Raw genomic sequence first — 17234 nt, 5'->3', positions numbered from 1 at the left:
GGGCGGGTGAACCCGGTATGACGTCCACCTCACGCCCAGGCGGCCATTTGCCGACCGATGACCTTCACATGACCTCGGCTTTACGCCGGCACCCGCCGGAGGGGAGCTCCGTCGGACGCCGCGCGGGCCGACAGCCCGTCAGTGCCGCGCCGCCCGCCACTGCTCCCAGGCCGCCAGCCACAGCTGCTCGGACAGCCGCTGCTCCTCCCACACGCCCGCCCCGCCGCCGCCCGGCCGCTCCCGCCACAGCTGCGCCCAGGCCCGCTGCGCCGGCAGGCTCGCCACCTCGCTCGCGAACACCGTGTACCGGACCACCTCCTCGACGGCAGCCTCGCCCTCCGCCGTGCCGACCAGCCAATGCGTCTGCTGGGACAGCCGGTCGAGGTGGTTCACCATCGAGGTGACCGCCGCCGCGGCCTCCTCCCGGGTCTCGGTGGCCAGCCGCATCTGCTGGCGCACCGCCGTCTCCCAGCGCACCGCGCCGATGTCCCCGCGCAGCCCGCGCGGCAACCGCGGCGTACGCCCGACCCGCACCTGCGCCTCGATCGCGGCGGACTCGGCGACGGTCTGCGCGATCAGCGCCCGGTGCGCCTCCATCCCGACGGCGGGCGGCAGTTCGCGCTCCTCGACCGGCACGTGGCGGGCCCGTCGGGCGGCCAGGTCGCGCAGCAGTCCGGTGCGTCCGCGCAGGCAGCGCTCGAAGTCGCCGATCGAGCCGAGCTCCACCGCGCCGGGGGCCACCCCGCGCCCGCAGACCGTCACGGTCAGCCCGCCGACCCGCAGTCGCCCGGCCCACACCGCCTCCGGCCGGGGCGCCGCCGGGGCGCCGGGCTCCGGCACCGGCCGGTCCTCGTGCACCTCCACCGCGCAGGGCTCGCCGTCCACCGTGATCCACGCGCGCAACGCCCGTACCCGGCCCGGCCCGTCGCCCTCGTCGATGCCCAACTGCTCGTAGACGCGGTCCCGTTCGTCCTCGACCAGGTCCTCCAGCTCGGGCAGCCGCTCGCCCCGATCGGCGCCCGGCCGGTAGGTGCGCACGGTGACGTACGGGCCGGCCGCCGAGCGCCAGTCACCGCACTGGACCTCGACCCAGCGCAGCTCGCCGCCGGAGGTCTCGAAGGCGGCCAGCGCCTCACCGTCCGGCGCCTCACCGTCCACCGCGTCATCCTCGGCCCCGTCACCGGCCGCCGGTCCACCGGTCCGCACGTCCCCGGCCACCGCTCGACCGGCGACCACGCCGTACACCGGGAAGTCGGCCGCCGCCAGGGTCCGGCGGGAGAACGCCTCCTGGTCGGCGAATGGGTCGACGGGCCGGCCGGCGGCCCGGTCCACGGGCGGTTCGGCCGCCCGGCCCGACGGCCGGTCGGCGGGCTGCTCCGCGCTCCGGTCCGCGCTCCGGTCCGCGCCGCGCTCCGCGGGCCGACCGGCGAAACGGTCCTCCCGGACCGGCCGGTCCGGAGCCGGGACGGACCCCGAGGGCCCGGTGTTCCGCTTCTGGTGCCTGCCGCCGTTCTCCCGCATCATCCTGTGCCGCACCCCCGATTCCTCGCACCCGCACCGCTGACGCCACCTTACGTGTCCGCAGCTGCCGGGTCATCAGCTCCGCCTCCGGACGGGGGTGGTGGCCGTGTCAGGACGCCCGGTTGTCAGCGGCCCTCCCTAACCTGGCGGCATGACAGCACAGAACGCGGCAGCACAGAACGGGGCGGCGCACGACGGCGCCGCCCAGGACCGGACCCGGCCGGGCGCCTTCCCCGCCCGGATCAGCATCGTCACCCTCGGGGTGACCGACCTCGACCGCAGCGCCCGCTTCTACGAGGCGCTCGGCTGGAAGCGCTCCGCCGCCTCCAGCCCTGAGATCGTCTGGTTCCGCACCGCCGACTCGGCGCTCGGGCTCTTCCCCACCGAGGAGCTGGCCGCCGACGCGGGCCTGCCCCCCGCCGGCGAGCCCTCCTTCCGCGGCGTCACCCTCGCGGTGAACCTGGAGTCCCCCACGCTGGTGGACGCCGCGCTGCGGACGGCGGTGGAGGCCGGCGCCGTGGTGGTCAAGCCGCCGGTCCCGACCGACTGGGGCGGCTACTCCGGCTACTTCGAGGACCCGGACGGCCACCTCTGGGAGCTGGCCCACAACCCGTTCTTCCCCTTCACCGAGGACGGCTCGCTGGACCTTCCGTGACCCGGGCCCGGCTCGGCCCACTCCGTGAAGGCCGGGAGGCTCAGCTCCTGGAGCGCGCCTTGAAGGCGGCCTTGCGCGCCTCCTTGGCCAGCGCCCGATCCGGGTGCAGCTCCCCGATCGCCTCCAGGACGTCCGCCGTGTACGGGTGGTCGACCCGCCACAGCTCGCCGAACCACCCGGCCGGATCGCCGTTCACCGGCAGGTCGGTGATCAGTTCGCGGAGCAGCTCGGCGTCCCCGCCGTTGTCCAGCAGCTGGGCGGCGAAGGTGTCGACCACCGTCCACAGCGCCATCGCCCGGTCCGGCACCGGCACGTCCGTCGCGCCCTGCGCGGCCAGCCAGGCCCGCGCCGCGCCACCCAGCTCCGGGTCGTCCATGGCCTCCCGGACGGCCGGCTCCGCGTCCGGCCCGAGCAGGTTGAGCGCCGAGACGCAGAGCATCCGGCGCAGCGGGCCGTAGCCGTCGGTACCGCGCGCCGCCGCGAGCAGCTCGCGCGCCGCCGCCACCGGCTCCCGGTCGGCGGTCCACACCCGCAGCTCCTCCTCCGGCAGCACGTTGGCGGACTCGCACACCCCGCGCAGCAGCTCGGCCGCGTTCCCCCGGGCCAGGTCGCCGACCAGCGGGGCGTCGTAGCCGTCCTCCAGCAGCCACTGCCGGATGCCGTACTGGCCGAGCGGGGTGAGCCGGACCAGCCCGAAGCGGGCCGACTCCTCCTCGTCCAGCGGCTCCTCACCGACCGCGGCGGGCTCCTCGCCGTCCTCCTCGTCGAACAGCTCGGGGTCGATCGGGCGGTAGTCCAGCAGGCCGAGCTCGGCGAGGTCGCCCAGCATCGGGTCCAGCGCGACCATCACGTCCGTGATGTCGCCGAGCAGCTCCTCGCTGGGCTCCTCGCCCTCCGGGACGACCAGCAGGGCGGCCAGCACGCCCAGCGGCACGGTCTCGTTGCCCGGCTCGGCGAAGGCGGTGGTCTCGTAGAGCACCTGCAGGGCCTCGTCCAGCAGCTCGGCGGCCTCGTCGCGGGCCTCCTCGACCTCGGAGAGCCCGTCCTCGTCCTCCTCCTCGTCCGCGCCGTCCCCGGCCGGTTCCGCCCCGCCCTCGGCCCCCTCCGGGACGGAGTCCGCCTCGACGGCCAGCTCCCGGACGATCCCGGCGGCGGTCAGCCACAGCTCCAGGACGGTCTCCGGGTCGCCCTGCTCGGCGGGTTCCAGGTCCGGGCCCGGGACGGCGACGTGCTCGCCGTCCGCGGTCGTGCCGAGCTCCACCAGGTCCAGGTCGCAGGCCAGCGACCAGGCCCGCAGTGCCTCGACCTCGGCCTCCTCGGGCACCTCGCCCTCGGCCGGGGCCAGGCCCAGCAGCCGGGCCGCGGGTGCCCGGTCCGCCTCGACCAGGTCGCCGAACTCGTCCACCTCCCGGTGCGGGGCGGCCCAGCGGGCCAGCACCAGCGCGTACCCGAACATCGGTACGGCCTTCGCCTGCTCGGCCAGCTCCCGCTCCGCGGGCAGCTTCACCGGCGGGACCAGGACGGCCGCGTCGTCCAGGTCCTCGTCGTCCAGCCCGTGCGCGGCGAACGCCCCGTAGAGGTCCTGGAGCTCCAGGTCCGCGGGCAGCACCGCCTCCGCCGCGCCCTCCCCCGCCGAAGCCCCGGTGTTCTTGCGACGTCGTCCGGCCATCGTTGTGCGCTCTCCCTCAGCCAGCGGTCAGCCCAACAGCGCCGCGTACCGATCCATCACCTCAGCGTATAGGCCGGGCACCCCCGATGCCCGGCCGTACGGGGCGCACCCAGGGGCGCGCGCCATGGACGTGCGCCCACCCCTTATCCTTCGGTCTGGTAGCGCGCACACCCCGCGCCTGCCACCGGGGCAACGAAGCCCAACCGCCCTCCGCCCGACCCCGGGCCGGAGGGGCCCTCTTCAGCTCACCTCGCCCCACCAGGGAGCCCGTACCCGCGGCCACCACCACAGCGCCTCCGGACGGGCGCGCCGGCACAACCCCGCCGACCCCGGTGGTGCCCGGCCACAGGAGACCCCTGCCATGGCGGACCTCTCCCCCGCCGGCTCCGGCCTGCGCACCGCGCAGCTCGACGGACGCCGACTGTCGGAGGCCCTGCTTCCCCTGGAGCTCGCGCCACGCGCCCAGCTCCAGCTCGCCGCGATCAGCCGCTGGAACGCGCTGCGCGGCGTCCGCGTCGGCCTGGTGGCCGCCGCCCTGCTGCTGATGCTGATCGGCGCCAACCTCGCGACGCCGATCTACTCGCTCCTCCAGCAGCGGCTGCACCTCACCGCGCTCGACACCACCGTCCTGTTCGCGATCTACGTACTGGCGCTGGTCCCGGTGCTGGCCGTGGTCGGCCACTGGTCCGACCACCTCGGCCGACGCGCCCTGATCCTGCCCGCCGTCGCGCTGGCCGCCGCCGGCGACGTCGTGTTCGCCACCTCCGGCAGCTTCTGGCAGCTCGCCGCCGGCCGAGCCGTCCAGGGCATCGCCGTCGGCCTGTCCACCGGCGCCGCCGGGGCCGCCCTCGGCGACCTGCTGCCCGACCGGCCGACCCAGGCCGCCAAGATCACCCTGGCCTGCTCGGCGGGCGGCGTCGCGCTCGGCCCGGTGGTCGGCGCCCTGCTGGCCGGCGGCTCCGACCCGCTGCTCACCCCGTTCCTGCTGCACGCCGTCGCCCTGCTGGCGCTCTGCGTGCCGCTGGCCCTCCTCCACCCCCGGATGCCCGGCCGCAGCCGCCCGCCGGCCTCCCCGCCCCGCATCACCACCCCGGCCCACCTGCGCCCGCAGCGCCTGCGGCTGCCCCGCACCGGGCGCCGCGAATTCCTGCTCGCCGCCACCGCCGGCTTCATCTCCTACGCGGTGTTCGGCGTCTACCTCAGCCTGGCCCCGGCCTTCGCCGCCCAACTGCTGCACACCGACTCCAAACTGGTCGGCGCGATAGTGGCGGCCCTCCTGCTCGGCTCCTCGGCCGCCACCCAGCTGCTCGTCCCGCCGACCTCGGACCGCGTGGTGACCGCCCTCGGCATGGCCGGCCTGGCCGCCGGCCTCGGCCTGGTCGTCGCCGCCCAGTACACCGGCACCCCGGCGCTGCTCTTCATCGGCAGCGTCCTCGGCGGAATCTCCCAGGGCGTGGCCTTCCGCTCCCTGTTCACCGCCGCCGTCGGCGCGATGAACCCGGAACGCCGCGGCTCCGAGCTGAGCACCCTCTGGGTCATCGTCTACCTCGGCAGCTCCGCCCCCATCATCGCCCTCGGCGCCCTCGTCCAGACCTACGGCCTCCTCCCCTCCGTCAGCGGCTTCGCCGCCGTCGCCGCCGTCGCCTGCACCGCCCTCGCGATGGCCGTCGCCCGCAAACCCGGGGCAACAGCCTGACCCCCTCGAACACCGAAACGCCGCTGCCCGGGACTTCCGAAGAAGTCCCGGGCAGCGACGCTTCCGCCACCGGGTGAACACCCGCGCATCATCTGCTTCGTTGAACAAGTCCACCGCCGTTCCCCACCATCCACCCCCCACCCGCCTGCCGGCGGGTTCCCGCCCCCGCCCTCACCGCGCGCCGCCCCGCCAGGCGGCACGCGGCGAGGGCGGAGCCGGGCGACGTAGCCTCCGGAGCCCCTTCGGACCGATGGGACAGCGTGTCTCAGGCGGCGATGTGCGCAGGCCGACCGCCGGTTATCGCGGAGCGCAGAGCGGTCCGGACCCGGACGGCACCCGCGGCTGTGACCGGCAGTCGGTTGCTTGCGGCGTTTCGCCCGGCTCCACCGCCTCAGGCTCAGTGGATCGGGCGGATCATCGCGGTCAGCCGGGGCGACTCCGGAGAGGGCTGTTGCGCATTGAACGCCTGGTAGCCCCAGGTCTCGTAGAGTCGCTGGACCTTGCCGTCTCCGGCGAGCGGGTTGACCAGGAGGGTGACACGGCCCTCAATGCGGCGGCGCAGCAGGTCGTCGTGGATCCGGCGGGCGGTACCCGTGCCGCGCCAGCCGGTCCGGACGCCGATTTCCTTGATGGCCAGAGCCGGGGCTTCGGTGCAGCCGTCCGGAAGGGGCTCGGTCATGCGCTTCCAGTAGCGGTCGCCCGCCTCGACCGTGTTGCCGTAGGCGTAGCCGATGGGTACCTCACCGTCGTAGCCGAGGACGAGCTCGAAGCCGGGCTCGGTGGCATGCCGGTCGAGGCGTTCGGCGAACACGTCGACGCGGTAGTTCGGCAGGTGCAGCAGTGGGGCCCGCACGTCGCTGTACACGTCCAGCAGGTCCTGCCGGGCCCCGGGGGGCAGGGTGGTGTGGTGACGGAGTTCGACGGTCACGCGGTGGTCCTCCAGGTGTTGTGGGCGTACGCCGTCCAAGTGTGGTCCGGGCCACTGCCGCCGGCCCGCTCGTTCAGCGACTTGCCGAAGGCGGCCAGCATCCAGGTGACGCGGGGATGCGCGGAGTCCTCGACCGGGACGAACATGGCGGTTGCGATCGCGGGCTCCAGATCGCCCTGCCCGAGCTGGGCGCGGGCGAGCCGGACTGCGGTGATCGCTCGGGACCTCTGCATGGTGTCGTGCCGGCGGCCCCGGCCTTCCTTGACCGGGGCCGCCCCGAGGACATCGCCTTCCTCGCCGACCCCAGTACGTCCTTCATCGCCGGCCAGTCGTTGCACGTCGACGGCGGCTGGCTCCTCCACTGACCGGCCCATCCCACCGAACAGGAAGCAAGCCACCATGCAGCACCGCGTCCGAGCCGTACTCCTCACCCCGCACGACACCATGTTGCTGATCAAGCGCATCCGCCCCGGCATCGCCCCGTACTGGGTGATCGTCGGTGGCAGGATCGAGCCGACCGACGCCGGCCCCGAGGACGCCCTGCTGCGCGAGGTCCGCGAGGAGATCGCCGGCGAAGCCGAGATCGTCCGCCTCCTCCACACCGTCGAAACCGGCGACGAGCGCCAGGACTTCTACCTCGCCACCGTCGAGAAGTGGAGCTTCGAGGACCGCACCGGTCCCGAGTTCAGCCAGGAAGGCCGAGGCGAGTACCTCCTGGAGGAAATCCCCCTCACCACCGAAGCCCTCGACGCGGTCAACCTCCTGCCCCGGGACTTCGCCACCGTCCTGCGCGCGGCCGTCGAAGGCGGGGACCTCCTGACCGCCAGGTAACCGCAAGTCGGCAGCTGCTCATCGACCCCAAACGCCTCACGCAGTGTCAATTGCCGTGATACGTTCCGTAATCCAATCGAAAACAGGCGACCCCGGCGGTGCTGGTAACACCCCGGGGTCCGGCAACAGGAGCCAAAACTCCCGATGCGTGTCCATCGTAGCGCCCACGTGCGCAACTTCACCGTGCTGCCCAACGCCGTGCTTCAGTACCGGCGGTTGAGCTACACCGCCCGAGGCCTGCTCGCGGACCTCCTCTCCCGACCCGACGGCTGGCGGGAGGACGGTCGGCACATGGCCGACTCCAGCCCGCAGGGGCGCGGAGCGATCCGCAAGGCCCTGAAGGAGCTGACCGACGCGGGCTTCTACCGCGTTGAGAAGATCCGCATGCCGGACGGCACCATCCGCACCGAGACCCACGTGTACGACACACCATGGTTCGCGCCGGATGCCACCCGTCCGGCTCCCGGTGGAGCGGCCACCGGGCGCGCTGGCAGCCCTGTTGTAAAGGACCGGCAGCAAGAACCCACCCTCCCCGCGAGTCCGGCCGATGACGCCGAATCAGAAGGACGGGAGGAGGATTTCGAGACCGAAGAGGTCCGCGAGGCGGTCGCCACGCTGTTCCGGGTGATCCGCCCCGAGCCCCGACTGCGCCTGGGCGAGGCCGAAGCCGCCGAACTCGCGCCCCTCGTCGCACAGTGGCTGCAACGCGGCGCGGCCCACGCCGACCTGGCCCAGGCCCTGCTGCCGGGCCTGCCCACCCCGGTGCACTCGGCGGCCGCCGTGCTCCGCTACCGCCTGGAGCACAAGATGCCGCCCGCGCGGCCCGCCGCACGGCCACCGGCCCGGTACTCCGAGTGCGCCAAGTGCCACGACCCCGTGCCCCGACCGGGCATCTGCCGCCCGTGCGCCGGCCTGGCAACCCGGTCCCTCACGGTCGGCCAGGGTGCGGACGTGGCAGCCGCGGGTGCCGCCCGGGTCCGAACCGCACTGCGCTCCGCGATGACCGGCAGTCGACCTGCACACATCGCCGCCTGAACCACGTCGCCCTGCTCCATCAGCGCCGCGCCGCCTGGCCGGGCGGCGCGCGGCGAGGGCCGGGGCGGGCACCCGGCGGCGGGCGAAGCGGGGCCCGGAAACGCCGCTGCCGCGCGAACCCCTCGGTTCGCGCGGCAGCAGGTTGACGATCGACGAACGTCCTCAGACGTTGAAGCCGAGGGCGCGGAGCTGGTCGCGGCCGTCGTCGGTGATCTTGTCCGGGCCCCACGGCGGCATCCAGACCCAGTTGATGCGCAGGTCCTGCACCAGGCCGTCGGTGGCGGTCTTGGCCTGGTCCTCGATGACGTCGGTCAGCGGGCAGGCCGCCGAGGTGAGCGTCATGTCGATGGTGGCCACGTCGGACTCGTCGATGTGGATGCCGTAGATCAGGCCCAGGTTGACGACGTCGATGCCCAGTTCGGGGTCGACGACGTCCATCAGGGCCTCGGTCAGGTCCTCGACCGAGACGGTGCCGGCGGTGGTGCCGACGATGAGACCGGTCTGCTGCTCCGCAGCGGGGGCCTCGGTGCCGGTGGTGGTGCTCTCGTCACTCATGGTCTTGTCCTCCTCTGCGGGGTCAGTCGTTCACGGCGGGGTTCTGGGCGAGCGCCTGGGCGGTGGCGTCCTTCCAGGCCATCCAGCTGAGCAGGGCGCACTTGACCCGGGCCGGGTACTTGGAGACGCCGGCGAACGCGACCGCGTCCTCCAGCACCTCCTCGTCGCCCTCGCCCTGGCCCTTGCTCTGCATCAGCTCCAGGAAGGCCTCCTGGACCGCCTGCGCCTCGCCCACGGTCTTGCCGACCACCAGGTCGTTGAGCACCGAGGCGCTCGCCTGGCTGATCGAACAGCCCTGCGACTCGTACGAGACGTCGGTGACGGTGGCGCCGTCGAGCTTCACCCGCAGGGTGATCTCGTCGCCGCACGTCGGGTTGACGTGGTGCACCTCGGCGTCGCCGTCCCGCAGCCCCTTGCCGTGCGGGTTGCGGTAGTGGTCCAGGATGATGTCCTGGTACATCGAGTCGAGCTTCATGGTCGTCCTGCCCCGTCCCTCAGCCGAAGAAGTTCCGGACGTGGTGCAGGCCGTCGATCAGCGCGTCGACCTCGCCCGGCGTCGAGTACAGATAGAACGACGCCCGCGTGGTCGCCGGAATTCCGTACCGCAGGCACACCGGCCGCGCGCAGTGGTGGCCGACGCGCACGGCGATGCCCTGCTCGTCCAGCACCTGACCCACGTCGTGCGGGTGGATGTCGCCGAGGGTGAAGGAGATCGCGGCACCGCGGTCCACGGCCGTGCGCGGGCCGATGATCCGCAGGTCCGGGACCTCCAGCAGCCGCTCGACGGCGTACTCGGTGATCGCGTGCTCGTGCGCCGCGATCTTCTCCATGCCGATGCCCTGGAGGTAGTCGATGGCCGCGCCGAGCCCGACCGCCTGGGCGATCGGCGGGGTGCCGGCCTCGAACTTGTGGGGCGCCGGGGCGTAGGTGGACGAGCCCATGGTGACGGTCTCGATCATCTCGCCGCCGCCGAGGAACGGCGGGAGGTCCTCCAGCAGCTCCTGGCGGCCCCAGAGCACGCCGATGCCGGTCGGGGCCAGCATCTTGTGGCCGGTGAAGGCGACGAAGTCGGCCTCCAGCGCCTGCACGTCCATCACCATGTGCGGCGCGGCCTGCGAGGCGTCGATGACGACCAGGGCGCCGACCGACTGGGCCTTGCGGACGATCGTCTCGACCGGGTTGATCGTGCCGAGCAGGTTGGAGACCAGGGTGAAGGAGACCACCTTGGTCTTCTCGGTGATCAGCTCGTCGATGTTCGACAGGTCGAGCCGGCCCTCGTCGGTCAGCCCGAACCACTTGAGCTTCGCGCCGCTGCGCTGCGACAGCAGCTGCCACGGGACGATGTTGGAGTGGTGCTCCATCTCCGTGATGACGATCTCGGAGTCGGCGTCCACCCGGTAGGGCTCGTCGGCCCAGGCCAGCATGTTGGCGACGAGGTTGAGCGACTCCGAGGCGTTCTTGGTGAAGATCACCTCGTTGCGGCTCGGCGCGTTGACGAAGGCCGCGACCTTGTCCCGGGCGCCCTCGTACAGCGCCGTGGCCTCCTCGGCGAGCACGTGCACGCCGCGGTGGACGTTGGCGTTGTGCCGCTCGTAGTAGGCGTTCAGGGCGTCCAGCACCTGGCGCGGCTTCTGCGAGGTGGCCGCGTTGTCCAGGTAGACCAGCGGCTTGTCGTCGTGCAGCACCCGCTGGAGGACCGGGAAGTCCTTGCGGATCGCGTCGGTGTCGAGCAGTCCCGCAAACGGATGGGTCACTCGGACGCGCCCCCCTTCACATACGACTCGTAGCCCTCTTCCTCCAGCTTGTCGGCCAGCTCGGCGCCGCCGGACTCGACGATGCGGCCGCCCGCGAAGACGTGGACGTGGTCGGGCTTGATGTACCGCAGGATGCGGGTGTAGTGGGTCACCAGCAGGGTGCCGACCTCGCCGGTCGAGCGGACCCGGTTGATGCCCTCGGAGACGATGCGCAGCGCGTCGACGTCCAGGCCGGAGTCGGTCTCGTCGAGGATCGCGATCTTCGGCTTGAGCAGCTCCAGCTGGAGGATCTCGTGGCGCTTCTTCTCACCGCCGGAGAAGCCCTCGTTGACGTTGCGCTCGGCGAAGGCCGGGTCCATCTGGAGGGCGGCCATCGCCTCCTTGACCTCCTTCACCCACAGCCGCAGCTTGGGGGCCTCGCCGCGGACGGCGGTGGCGGCGGTGCGCAGGAAGTTGCTGACCGAGACGCCGGGGACCTCGACCGGGTACTGCATGGCCAGGAAGACGCCGGCCTTGGCACGCTCGTCGACGGACATCTCCAGGACGTCCTCGCCGTCCAGCAGCACCGAGCCGCCGGTGACGGTGTACTTGGGGTGGCCGGCCAGCGAGTAGGCGAGGGTGGACTTGCCGGAGCCGTTCGGACCCATGATGGCGTGGGTCTCGCCCTGCTTCACGGTCAGGTCCACGCCCTTCAGGATCTCGCGCGGGCCGTTCTCGGCGTCCACGGAGACGTGCAGGTCGCGGATTTCAAGGGTTGCCATGTGTACTCAGGACTCCTGGTTGACGGAGACGAGCACATCGTCCCCTTCGATCTTTACGGGGTAGACAGCGACCGGCTTGGTGGCGGGCAGGCCGGACGGCTTGCCGGTGCGCAGGTCGAAGCTGGAGCCGTGCAGCCAGCACTCGATCATGCAGTCCTCGACCTCGCCCTCGGAGAGCGAGACGTTCGCGTGCGAGCAGGTGTCGTTGACCGCGAACACCCCCTCGTCGGTGCGGACGACGGAGACCGGCACGCCGTTGAGGTCCACGCGCTTGGGAACGTCCTCCTGGAGGTCGCTCAGCGCGCAGGCACGGAGGAAGGTCATCGCGTTCAGACCGCCGATTCCAGCTCGGCGTCGATCTTCTCCATGAGCTGGTCCTGGACCTCGGCCACGCCGATCTGCTGGAGCAGCTCGGCGAAGAAGCCGCGCACGACCAGGCGGCGGGCCTCGTCGGCCGGGATGCCGCGGGCCTGCAGGTAGAACAGCTGCTCGTCGTCGAAGCGGCCGGTCGCCGAGGCGTGGCCGGCGCCGACGATCTCGCCGGTCTCGATCTCCAGGTTCGGGATCGAGTCGACCCGGGCGCCGTCGGTGAGCACCAGGTTCCGGTTGAGCTCGTAGGTGTCGGTGCCGACCGCGGCGGCGCGGATCAGCACGTCGCCGACCCAGACCGCGTGCGCGTCCTGGCCCTGGAGCGCGCCCTTGTACGCCACGTTCGACCGGCAGTGCGGCGTGTCGTGGTCGATCACCAGGCGGTGCTCCAGGTGCTGGCCGGCGTCGGCGAAGTAGAGGCCGAACAGCTCGGCCTCGCCGCCGGGGCCCGCGTAGGTGACCCGCGGGTGCAGGCGGACCAGGTCGCCGCCGAAGGTGACGGCCACGGACTTGAACGAGGCGTCCCGGCCGATCAGCGCGTTGTGCTGGGCGGCGTGGACGGCGTCGCGCTCCCAGTCCTGCACGGAGACGAAGGTGAGCTTGGCGCCCTCGCCGACCAGCAGCTCGACGTTGGCGGCCCGGGTGCCGGTGCCCTCGTGGTTCAGCACCACGACGGCCTCGGCGAACGGCTTGACGTCGATCACCACGTGGGCGAAGCGGACCCCGCCCTCGCCGCGCACGTCGATCCTGACCGGCTCGGCCAGCACCGACTCCTTGGGGACGGTGACCACCAGCGCCTGCTCGAAGGCGCTGAACGCCTGCGCGGCGACCCGGTCGACCGGCTTGCCGGCCTTGCCCAGGCGGGCGTCGTCCCGGCCGACGGTCTCGGCGGTGACGCCGTCCGGCAGCGTGAACTCGACCTTGTCCTCACCGCGCGGGGCGGAGGCGGCGGTGCCGTCGTGCAGCCCGCCGAGGCGGTGCAGCGGGGTGAACCGCCAGTCCTCCTCGCGGCCGGTGGGCACCGGGAAGTCGTTCACGTCGAAGGACGGCTTGACCGCGACGCGCGCGTCGATCGGCTGCTGGACCGCGGTGCGGCCGGTGCCGGGGCCGGCGAGCTGCGCGCCCGCGCCGGCGGTGCCGACCTCGATCGACCCGGCGGTGGTGGAGCCGGTGGTGTTCTGCTCAGCCATGGCTGTTCGTAGTGCTCTCTTCCTCGGAAATGAGTGGACGGCGGCGGCGGCCTGGGTCAGCCGACCGCGCCCTCCATCTGCAGCTCGATCAGCCTGTTGAGCTCCAGCGCGTACTCCATCGGCAGCTCGCGCGCGATCGGCTCGACGAAGCCGCGGACGATCATCGCCATCGCCTCGAACTCGGTCATGCCGCGGCTCATCAGGTAGAAGAGCTGGTCCTCGCTGACCTTGGAGACGGTCGCCTCGTGGCCCATGGACACGTCGTCCTCGCGGACGTCCACGTACGGGTAGGTGTCCGAGCGGGAGATGGTGTCCACCAGCAGCGCGTCGCACAGCACGTTGGACTTGGCGCCCTTGGAGCCCTCGCCGATCTCGATCAGGCCGCGGTAGGAGGTCCGGCCGCCGCCGCGCGCCACCGACTTGGAGACGATGTTGGAGGAGGTGTTCGGCGCCATGTGCACCATCTTGGCGCCGGCGTCCTGGTGCTGGCCCTCACCCGCGAAGGCGATCGACAGGGTCTCGCCCTTGGCGTGCTCGCCCATCAGGTAGACGGCCGGGTACTTCATGGTGACCTTGGAGCCGATGTTGCCGTCGACCCACTCCATGGTCGCGCCCTCGTACGCCACGGCGCGCTTGGTGACCAGGTTGTAGACGTTGTTCGACCAGTTCTGGATGGTCGTGTAGCGGCAGCGGCCGCCCTTCTTGACGATGATCTCCACGACCGCCGAGTGCAGCGAGTCGGAGGAGTAGATCGGGGCGGTGCAGCCCTCGACGTAGTGGACGTAGGCGTCCTCGTCGACGATGATCAGCGTCCGCTCGAACTGGCCCATGTTCTCGGTGTTGATCCGGAAGTAGGCCTGCAGCGGGATGTCGACGTGCACGCCCTTCGGCACGTAGATGAACGAGCCGCCGGACCACACGGCCGTGTTCAGCGCGGCGAACTTGTTGTCGCCGACCGGGATGACGGTGCCGAAGTACTCCTTGAAGATCTCCGGGTGCTCGCGCAGCGCGGTGTCGGTGTCCAGGAAGATGACGCCCTGCTCCTCCAGGTCCTCACGGATCTGGTGGTAGACGACCTCGGACTCGTACTGGGCGGCGACACCGGCGACCAGGCGCTGCTTCTCCGCCTCCGGGATGCCGAGCTTGTCGTAGGTGGCCTTGATGTCCGCGGGCAGGTCCTCCCAGGACTCGGCCTGCTTCTCGGTGGAGCGGACGAAGTACTTGATGTTGTCGAAGTCGATGCCGGAGAGGTCGGAGCCCCAGGTCGGCATGGGCTTCTTGCCGAACAGCTTCAGGCCCTTGAGCCGCAGGTTCAGCATCCACTCGGACTCGTTCTTCTTCGCCGAGATGTCGCGGACGACCTCCTCGCTGAGCCCGCGCTTGGCCGCGGCACCGGCGGTGTCCGGGTCGGCCCAGCCGTACTCGTAATTGCCGAGGCCTTCGAGCTCGGGGTGCGAAACGGTGTCAGTCATGCGAGCTTCCTAACGCGCGGACGCTGAATCTTCGGTGGACGTACCGGCAGTCGGCACTGCATCGGAGCCGCGTCCCGCCGGGGGCTGGGCGGGCGACGATGCGGCACCGGGTGCCGGCACATAGGTGGTGCAGACCCCGTCGCCGTGGGCGATCGTGGCCAGCCGTTGCACATGGGTGCCCAGGAGCCGGGAGAAGACCTCGGTCTCCGCCTCGCAGAGCTGCGGGAACTGCTCGGCGATGTGCGCGACCGGGCAGTGGTGCTGGCAGAGCTGGGCGCCCGCCGGGGCCTTGGCCGCGGCCGACGGGACACGCCGCACCGTGGCAGCGTACCCGTCCGCGCTCAGCGCCTGGGCCAGCGCCTCGGTGCGTTCCCCGGCGGCGGCCATGCGCAGGGCCTCCAGGTACTTCTCGGCCTGCTGGCCGAACCGGGCGCGGGCGAAGGCGGCGACCGCTTCCTCCCCCGCCTTGCCGCCGCCCACCGAGTCCGCGATCCAGCGGAGCGCGTCGGCGGCGAGCTGGTCGTACGCCTGGTAGAAGGCGTCCCGGCCGGCGTCGGTGAGGGCGAAGACCTTGGCCGGACGGCCCCGGCCGCGGCTTCCGTAGACCCGCTGTTCGCGGGACTCGACCAGACGGGTGGCGACCAGCCCGTCGAGGTGGCGGCGGACGGCGGCGGCGGTGAGGCCGAGCCGGTTCGCCAGGTCGGCGGCGGAGGAGGGACCGTGGTCCAGGATCGACCGGGCGACCCGGTCCCGGGTGGCCCGGTGGCCCTCCAGCAGCACCTCGGCCGCCGTCACGGGCACGTCGCAGGAGGAGGCCGTCTCGGCCTCCTGCTGCTGGGCGTGCTCGCGCATGTTTTTCACAACACCAGTGTTGCGTAATTCCTTCCGCCGCGACAAGCCGTGATCCAGGCCTCACCGGTGTCATCTGTCACGCAGGTTAGCCTTACCTGACCTGCAAAAACGATCATCGAGCCGCCGTCCGGCCCGCGCGTCAGGCCCTCTTACACTCGCCGGTATGCACTCCGAACCCGCGGTCCAGATCGCCGGGCTGGTCAAACGCTACGACGACAAGCTCGCGGTGGACGGCCTCGACCTCACCATCCCGGCCGGCGCAATCACCGCCGTCCTCGGCCCCAACGGCGCCGGCAAGACCACCACCATCGAGACCTGCGAGGGCTACCGCCGCCCCGACGCCGGCACCGTCCGGGTCCTCGGCCTCGACCCGGTCGCCCAGAGCGCCGCGCTGCGGCCCCGGATCGGCGTCATGCTGCAGTCCGGCGGCGTGTACGCGGGCGCGCGCGCCGTCGAGATGCTGCGGCACACCGCCAAACTGCACGCCCACCCGCTGGACGTGGACGCCCTGGTCGAGCGCCTCGGCCTCGGCTCCTGCGGCCGCACCGCCTACCGGCGGCTGTCCGGCGGCCAGCAGCAGCGGCTCGCCCTGGCGATGGCCGTGGTCGGCCGCCCCGAGCTGGTCTTCCTGGACGAGCCCACCGCCGGCCTCGACCCGCAGGCCCGGCGGGCCACCTGGGAGCTGGTGCGCGACCTGCGCCGGGACGGCGTCACCGTGGTCGTCACCACCCACCACATGGACGAGGCCGAGCAGCTCGCCGACCGGGTCGCCGTCGTGGACCGCGGCCGGGTGATCGCCGACGGCACCGTCGAGGAGCTGTGCCGCGGCGGCGCCGAGGACTCCCTGCGCTTCGACGGCCCGCCCGGCCTCGACCTCGGCCCGCTGCTCAAGGAGCTGCCCGAGGGCGCCACGGCCACCGAGACCGCCCCCGGCAGCTACCGCGTCGAGGCGCCCGTCGACCCGAGGCTGGTGGCCACCGTCACCGGCTGGTGCGCGGCCTCCGGCGTCCTGCCCGAACGGCTGTCCGTCCAGCGCCGCAGCCTGGAGGACGTCTTCCTCGACCTGACCGGACGGGAGCTGCGCTCGTGAGCGAACGGAGTGAGGGAACCATGAGCGCCACCACCACCGACTACTCCCCCGCACCGGGCCCCGCGCCCGTCGGCCGGATGCTGCTCGCCCAGACCGCGTTCGAGACCCGGATGCTGCTGCGCAACGGCGAGCAGCTGCTGCTCACCGTGGTCATCCCGACCGTGCTGCTGGTGCTGTTCTCCGCCGTGGACGTCGTCGCGGTCGAGGGCCCCGGCAAGCGGGTCGACTTCCTGGCGCCCGGCCTGCTGGCGCTGGCCGTGATGTCCACCGCCTTCACCGGCCAGGCCATCGCCACCGGGTTCGAGCGCCGCTACGGCGTCCTGAAGCGGCTCGGCGCCAGCCCGCTGCCGCGCTGGGCGCTGCTGACCGCCAAGACCGGCTGCGTCCTGGTGACGGAGGCGCTGCAGGTGGCGCTGCTGTCGGTGATCGCGCTGGCCCTCGGCTGGTCCCCGCACGGCGACCCGCTGACCGTCGCCGCGCTGCTCTTCCTCGGCACCGCCGCCTTCTCCGGGCTCGGCCTGCTGATGGCCGGCACGCTGAAGGCCGAGGCCACCCTGGCCGGCGCCAACCTGGTGTTCGTCCTGCTGCTGCTCGGCGGCGGGGTGATCGTGCCGCTGACCAGGTTCCCCGAGGCCGTGCGGTCGGTGCTGGAGCTGCTGCCGATCTCGGCGCTCTCGGACGGCCTGCGGTCGGTGCTCCAGAACGGCGCCGGGGTGCCGTGGGCCGACCTCGGCATCCTGGCCGGCTGGTCGGTGCTCGGGCTGGCCGCGGCCGCCCGCTTCTTCCGCTGGGAGTAGGTCGGCGGTTACCGACGAACGACGCCCCCCGGCCGCTTCGGGCCGGGGGGCGTCGTGGT

General features: G+C 72.5%; 19 protein-coding genes. 7 read left to right on the top strand and 12 right to left on the bottom strand.

Annotated elements, in window-relative coordinates; translation table 11 throughout:
* Positions 1 to 138 precede the first annotated feature (138 nt).
* A complete protein-coding gene (locus ACFVVA_RS04695; protein WP_387685687.1) occupies positions 139 to 1536 on the bottom strand; it encodes a hypothetical protein in 1398 nt (465 codons plus the stop codon).
* 136 nt (positions 1537 to 1672) lie between these two features.
* Between ACFVVA_RS04695 and ACFVVA_RS04690 the strand changes: the two genes are divergently transcribed.
* Positions 1673 to 2176 carry a VOC family protein gene (locus ACFVVA_RS04690; protein WP_387685685.1) on the top strand — a complete coding sequence of 168 codons (504 nt, stop codon included), beginning with the start codon at positions 1673 to 1675 and terminating at the stop codon, positions 2174 to 2176.
* A gap of 40 nt (positions 2177 to 2216) precedes the next feature.
* Here the strand turns inward: ACFVVA_RS04690 and ACFVVA_RS04685 are convergent, their stop codons facing one another.
* Positions 2217 to 3845: a hypothetical protein gene (locus ACFVVA_RS04685; protein WP_387685683.1), complete on the bottom strand. Its 1629-nt coding sequence runs from the start codon at positions 3843 to 3845 to the stop codon at positions 2217 to 2219.
* Positions 3846 to 4206: 361 nt separating this feature from the next.
* On the opposite strand from ACFVVA_RS04685, the gene ACFVVA_RS04680 reads away from it, so the two are divergent.
* Entirely contained in the window at positions 4207 to 5541 is a 1335-nt protein-coding gene (locus tag ACFVVA_RS04680; protein WP_387685680.1) for an MFS transporter, read from the top strand.
* 397 nt (positions 5542 to 5938) lie between these two features.
* Here ACFVVA_RS04680 and ACFVVA_RS04675 read toward each other — a convergent pair whose 3' ends face one another.
* Both ACFVVA_RS04675 and ACFVVA_RS04670 read right to left on the bottom strand, forming a co-directional pair.
* Entirely contained in the window at positions 5939 to 6469 is a 531-nt protein-coding gene (locus tag ACFVVA_RS04675) for a GNAT family N-acetyltransferase (protein ID WP_387685678.1), read from the bottom strand.
* Positions 6466 to 6702, bottom strand: coding sequence for a hypothetical protein (locus ACFVVA_RS04670; protein WP_387685676.1), 237 nt, complete (start codon positions 6700 to 6702; stop codon positions 6466 to 6468). Before ACFVVA_RS04670 ends, ACFVVA_RS04675 begins: the two co-directional genes overlap by 4 nt.
* Positions 6703 to 6708: 6 nt before the next feature.
* Here ACFVVA_RS04670 and ACFVVA_RS04665 point away from each other — a divergent pair, with 6 nt between their 5' ends.
* From ACFVVA_RS04665 to ACFVVA_RS04655, 3 genes are all read left to right on the top strand, one after another.
* Positions 6709 to 6834, top strand: coding sequence for a hypothetical protein (locus ACFVVA_RS04665; RefSeq protein ID WP_387685674.1), 126 nt, complete (start codon positions 6709 to 6711; stop codon positions 6832 to 6834).
* 34 nt (positions 6835 to 6868) lie between these two features.
* Positions 6869 to 7300 carry an NUDIX domain-containing protein gene (locus tag ACFVVA_RS04660; RefSeq protein ID WP_387685671.1) on the top strand — a complete coding sequence of 144 codons (432 nt, stop codon included), beginning with the start codon at positions 6869 to 6871 and terminating at the stop codon, positions 7298 to 7300.
* A gap of 144 nt (positions 7301 to 7444) precedes the next feature.
* On the top strand, positions 7445 to 8335 hold the full coding sequence (locus ACFVVA_RS04655) for a hypothetical protein (protein WP_387685669.1): 891 nt from the start codon (positions 7445 to 7447) through the stop codon (positions 8333 to 8335).
* 162 nt (positions 8336 to 8497) lie between these two features.
* On the opposite strand, the gene ACFVVA_RS04650 is transcribed toward ACFVVA_RS04655, so the two are convergent.
* Genes ACFVVA_RS04650 through ACFVVA_RS04615 form a run of 8 tightly spaced genes read right to left on the bottom strand, consistent with a single transcriptional unit; the run spans position 8498 to position 15288 of the window.
* Positions 8498 to 8890: a metal-sulfur cluster assembly factor gene (locus ACFVVA_RS04650; protein ID WP_387685667.1), complete on the bottom strand. Its 393-nt coding sequence runs from the start codon at positions 8888 to 8890 to the stop codon at positions 8498 to 8500.
* A gap of 22 nt (positions 8891 to 8912) precedes the next feature.
* On the bottom strand, positions 8913 to 9365 hold the full coding sequence (gene sufU, locus ACFVVA_RS04645) for a Fe-S cluster assembly sulfur transfer protein SufU (RefSeq protein WP_380548922.1): 453 nt from the start codon (positions 9363 to 9365) through the stop codon (positions 8913 to 8915).
* A 19-nt stretch (positions 9366 to 9384) separates the two neighbouring features.
* The gene (locus ACFVVA_RS04640) at positions 9385 to 10644 is read right to left on the bottom strand and encodes a cysteine desulfurase (RefSeq protein WP_387685665.1); all 1260 of its coding nucleotides are present in this window, start codon (positions 10642 to 10644) and stop codon (positions 9385 to 9387) included.
* Positions 10641 to 11405 (bottom strand): Fe-S cluster assembly ATPase SufC, encoded by a 765-nt coding sequence (sufC, locus tag ACFVVA_RS04635; protein WP_380548925.1) that lies wholly within the window; start codon positions 11403 to 11405, stop codon positions 10641 to 10643. The genes ACFVVA_RS04640 and sufC overlap by 4 nt, the downstream gene beginning before the upstream one ends.
* Positions 11406 to 11411: 6 nt before the next feature.
* Positions 11412 to 11729 carry a bifunctional 3-phenylpropionate/cinnamic acid dioxygenase ferredoxin subunit gene (locus ACFVVA_RS04630; protein WP_359905302.1) on the bottom strand — a complete coding sequence of 106 codons (318 nt, stop codon included), beginning with the start codon at positions 11727 to 11729 and terminating at the stop codon, positions 11412 to 11414.
* A gap of 5 nt (positions 11730 to 11734) precedes the next feature.
* Complete coding sequence (gene sufD / locus ACFVVA_RS04625) at positions 11735 to 12964, bottom strand: Fe-S cluster assembly protein SufD (RefSeq protein ID WP_387685661.1); 1230 nt, start codon at positions 12962 to 12964, stop codon at positions 11735 to 11737.
* A 56-nt stretch (positions 12965 to 13020) separates the two neighbouring features.
* A complete protein-coding gene (gene sufB / locus ACFVVA_RS04620; protein WP_387685659.1) occupies positions 13021 to 14436 on the bottom strand; it encodes a Fe-S cluster assembly protein SufB in 1416 nt (471 codons plus the stop codon).
* A gap of 9 nt (positions 14437 to 14445) precedes the next feature.
* Positions 14446 to 15288: a helix-turn-helix transcriptional regulator gene (locus tag ACFVVA_RS04615; RefSeq protein ID WP_387685656.1), complete on the bottom strand. Its 843-nt coding sequence runs from the start codon at positions 15286 to 15288 to the stop codon at positions 14446 to 14448.
* Between the two features lie 163 nt (positions 15289 to 15451).
* Between ACFVVA_RS04615 and ACFVVA_RS04610 the strand changes: the two genes are divergently transcribed.
* Entirely contained in the window at positions 15452 to 16378 is a 927-nt protein-coding gene (locus ACFVVA_RS04610) for an ABC transporter ATP-binding protein (protein ID WP_387685653.1), read from the top strand.
* Between the two features lie 20 nt (positions 16379 to 16398).
* On the top strand, positions 16399 to 17175 hold the full coding sequence (locus tag ACFVVA_RS04605; protein ID WP_387685651.1) for an ABC transporter permease: 777 nt from the start codon (positions 16399 to 16401) through the stop codon (positions 17173 to 17175).
* The last annotated feature ends 59 nt before the right edge of the window (positions 17176 to 17234 follow it).

This window comes from Kitasatospora sp. NPDC058048, from assembly GCF_042885555.1.
In the GTDB taxonomy this organism is placed as follows: domain Bacteria; phylum Actinomycetota; class Actinomycetes; order Streptomycetales; family Streptomycetaceae; genus Kitasatospora; species Kitasatospora lactacystinica.
This window is presented reverse-complemented; position numbering and strand designations above follow the sequence as displayed.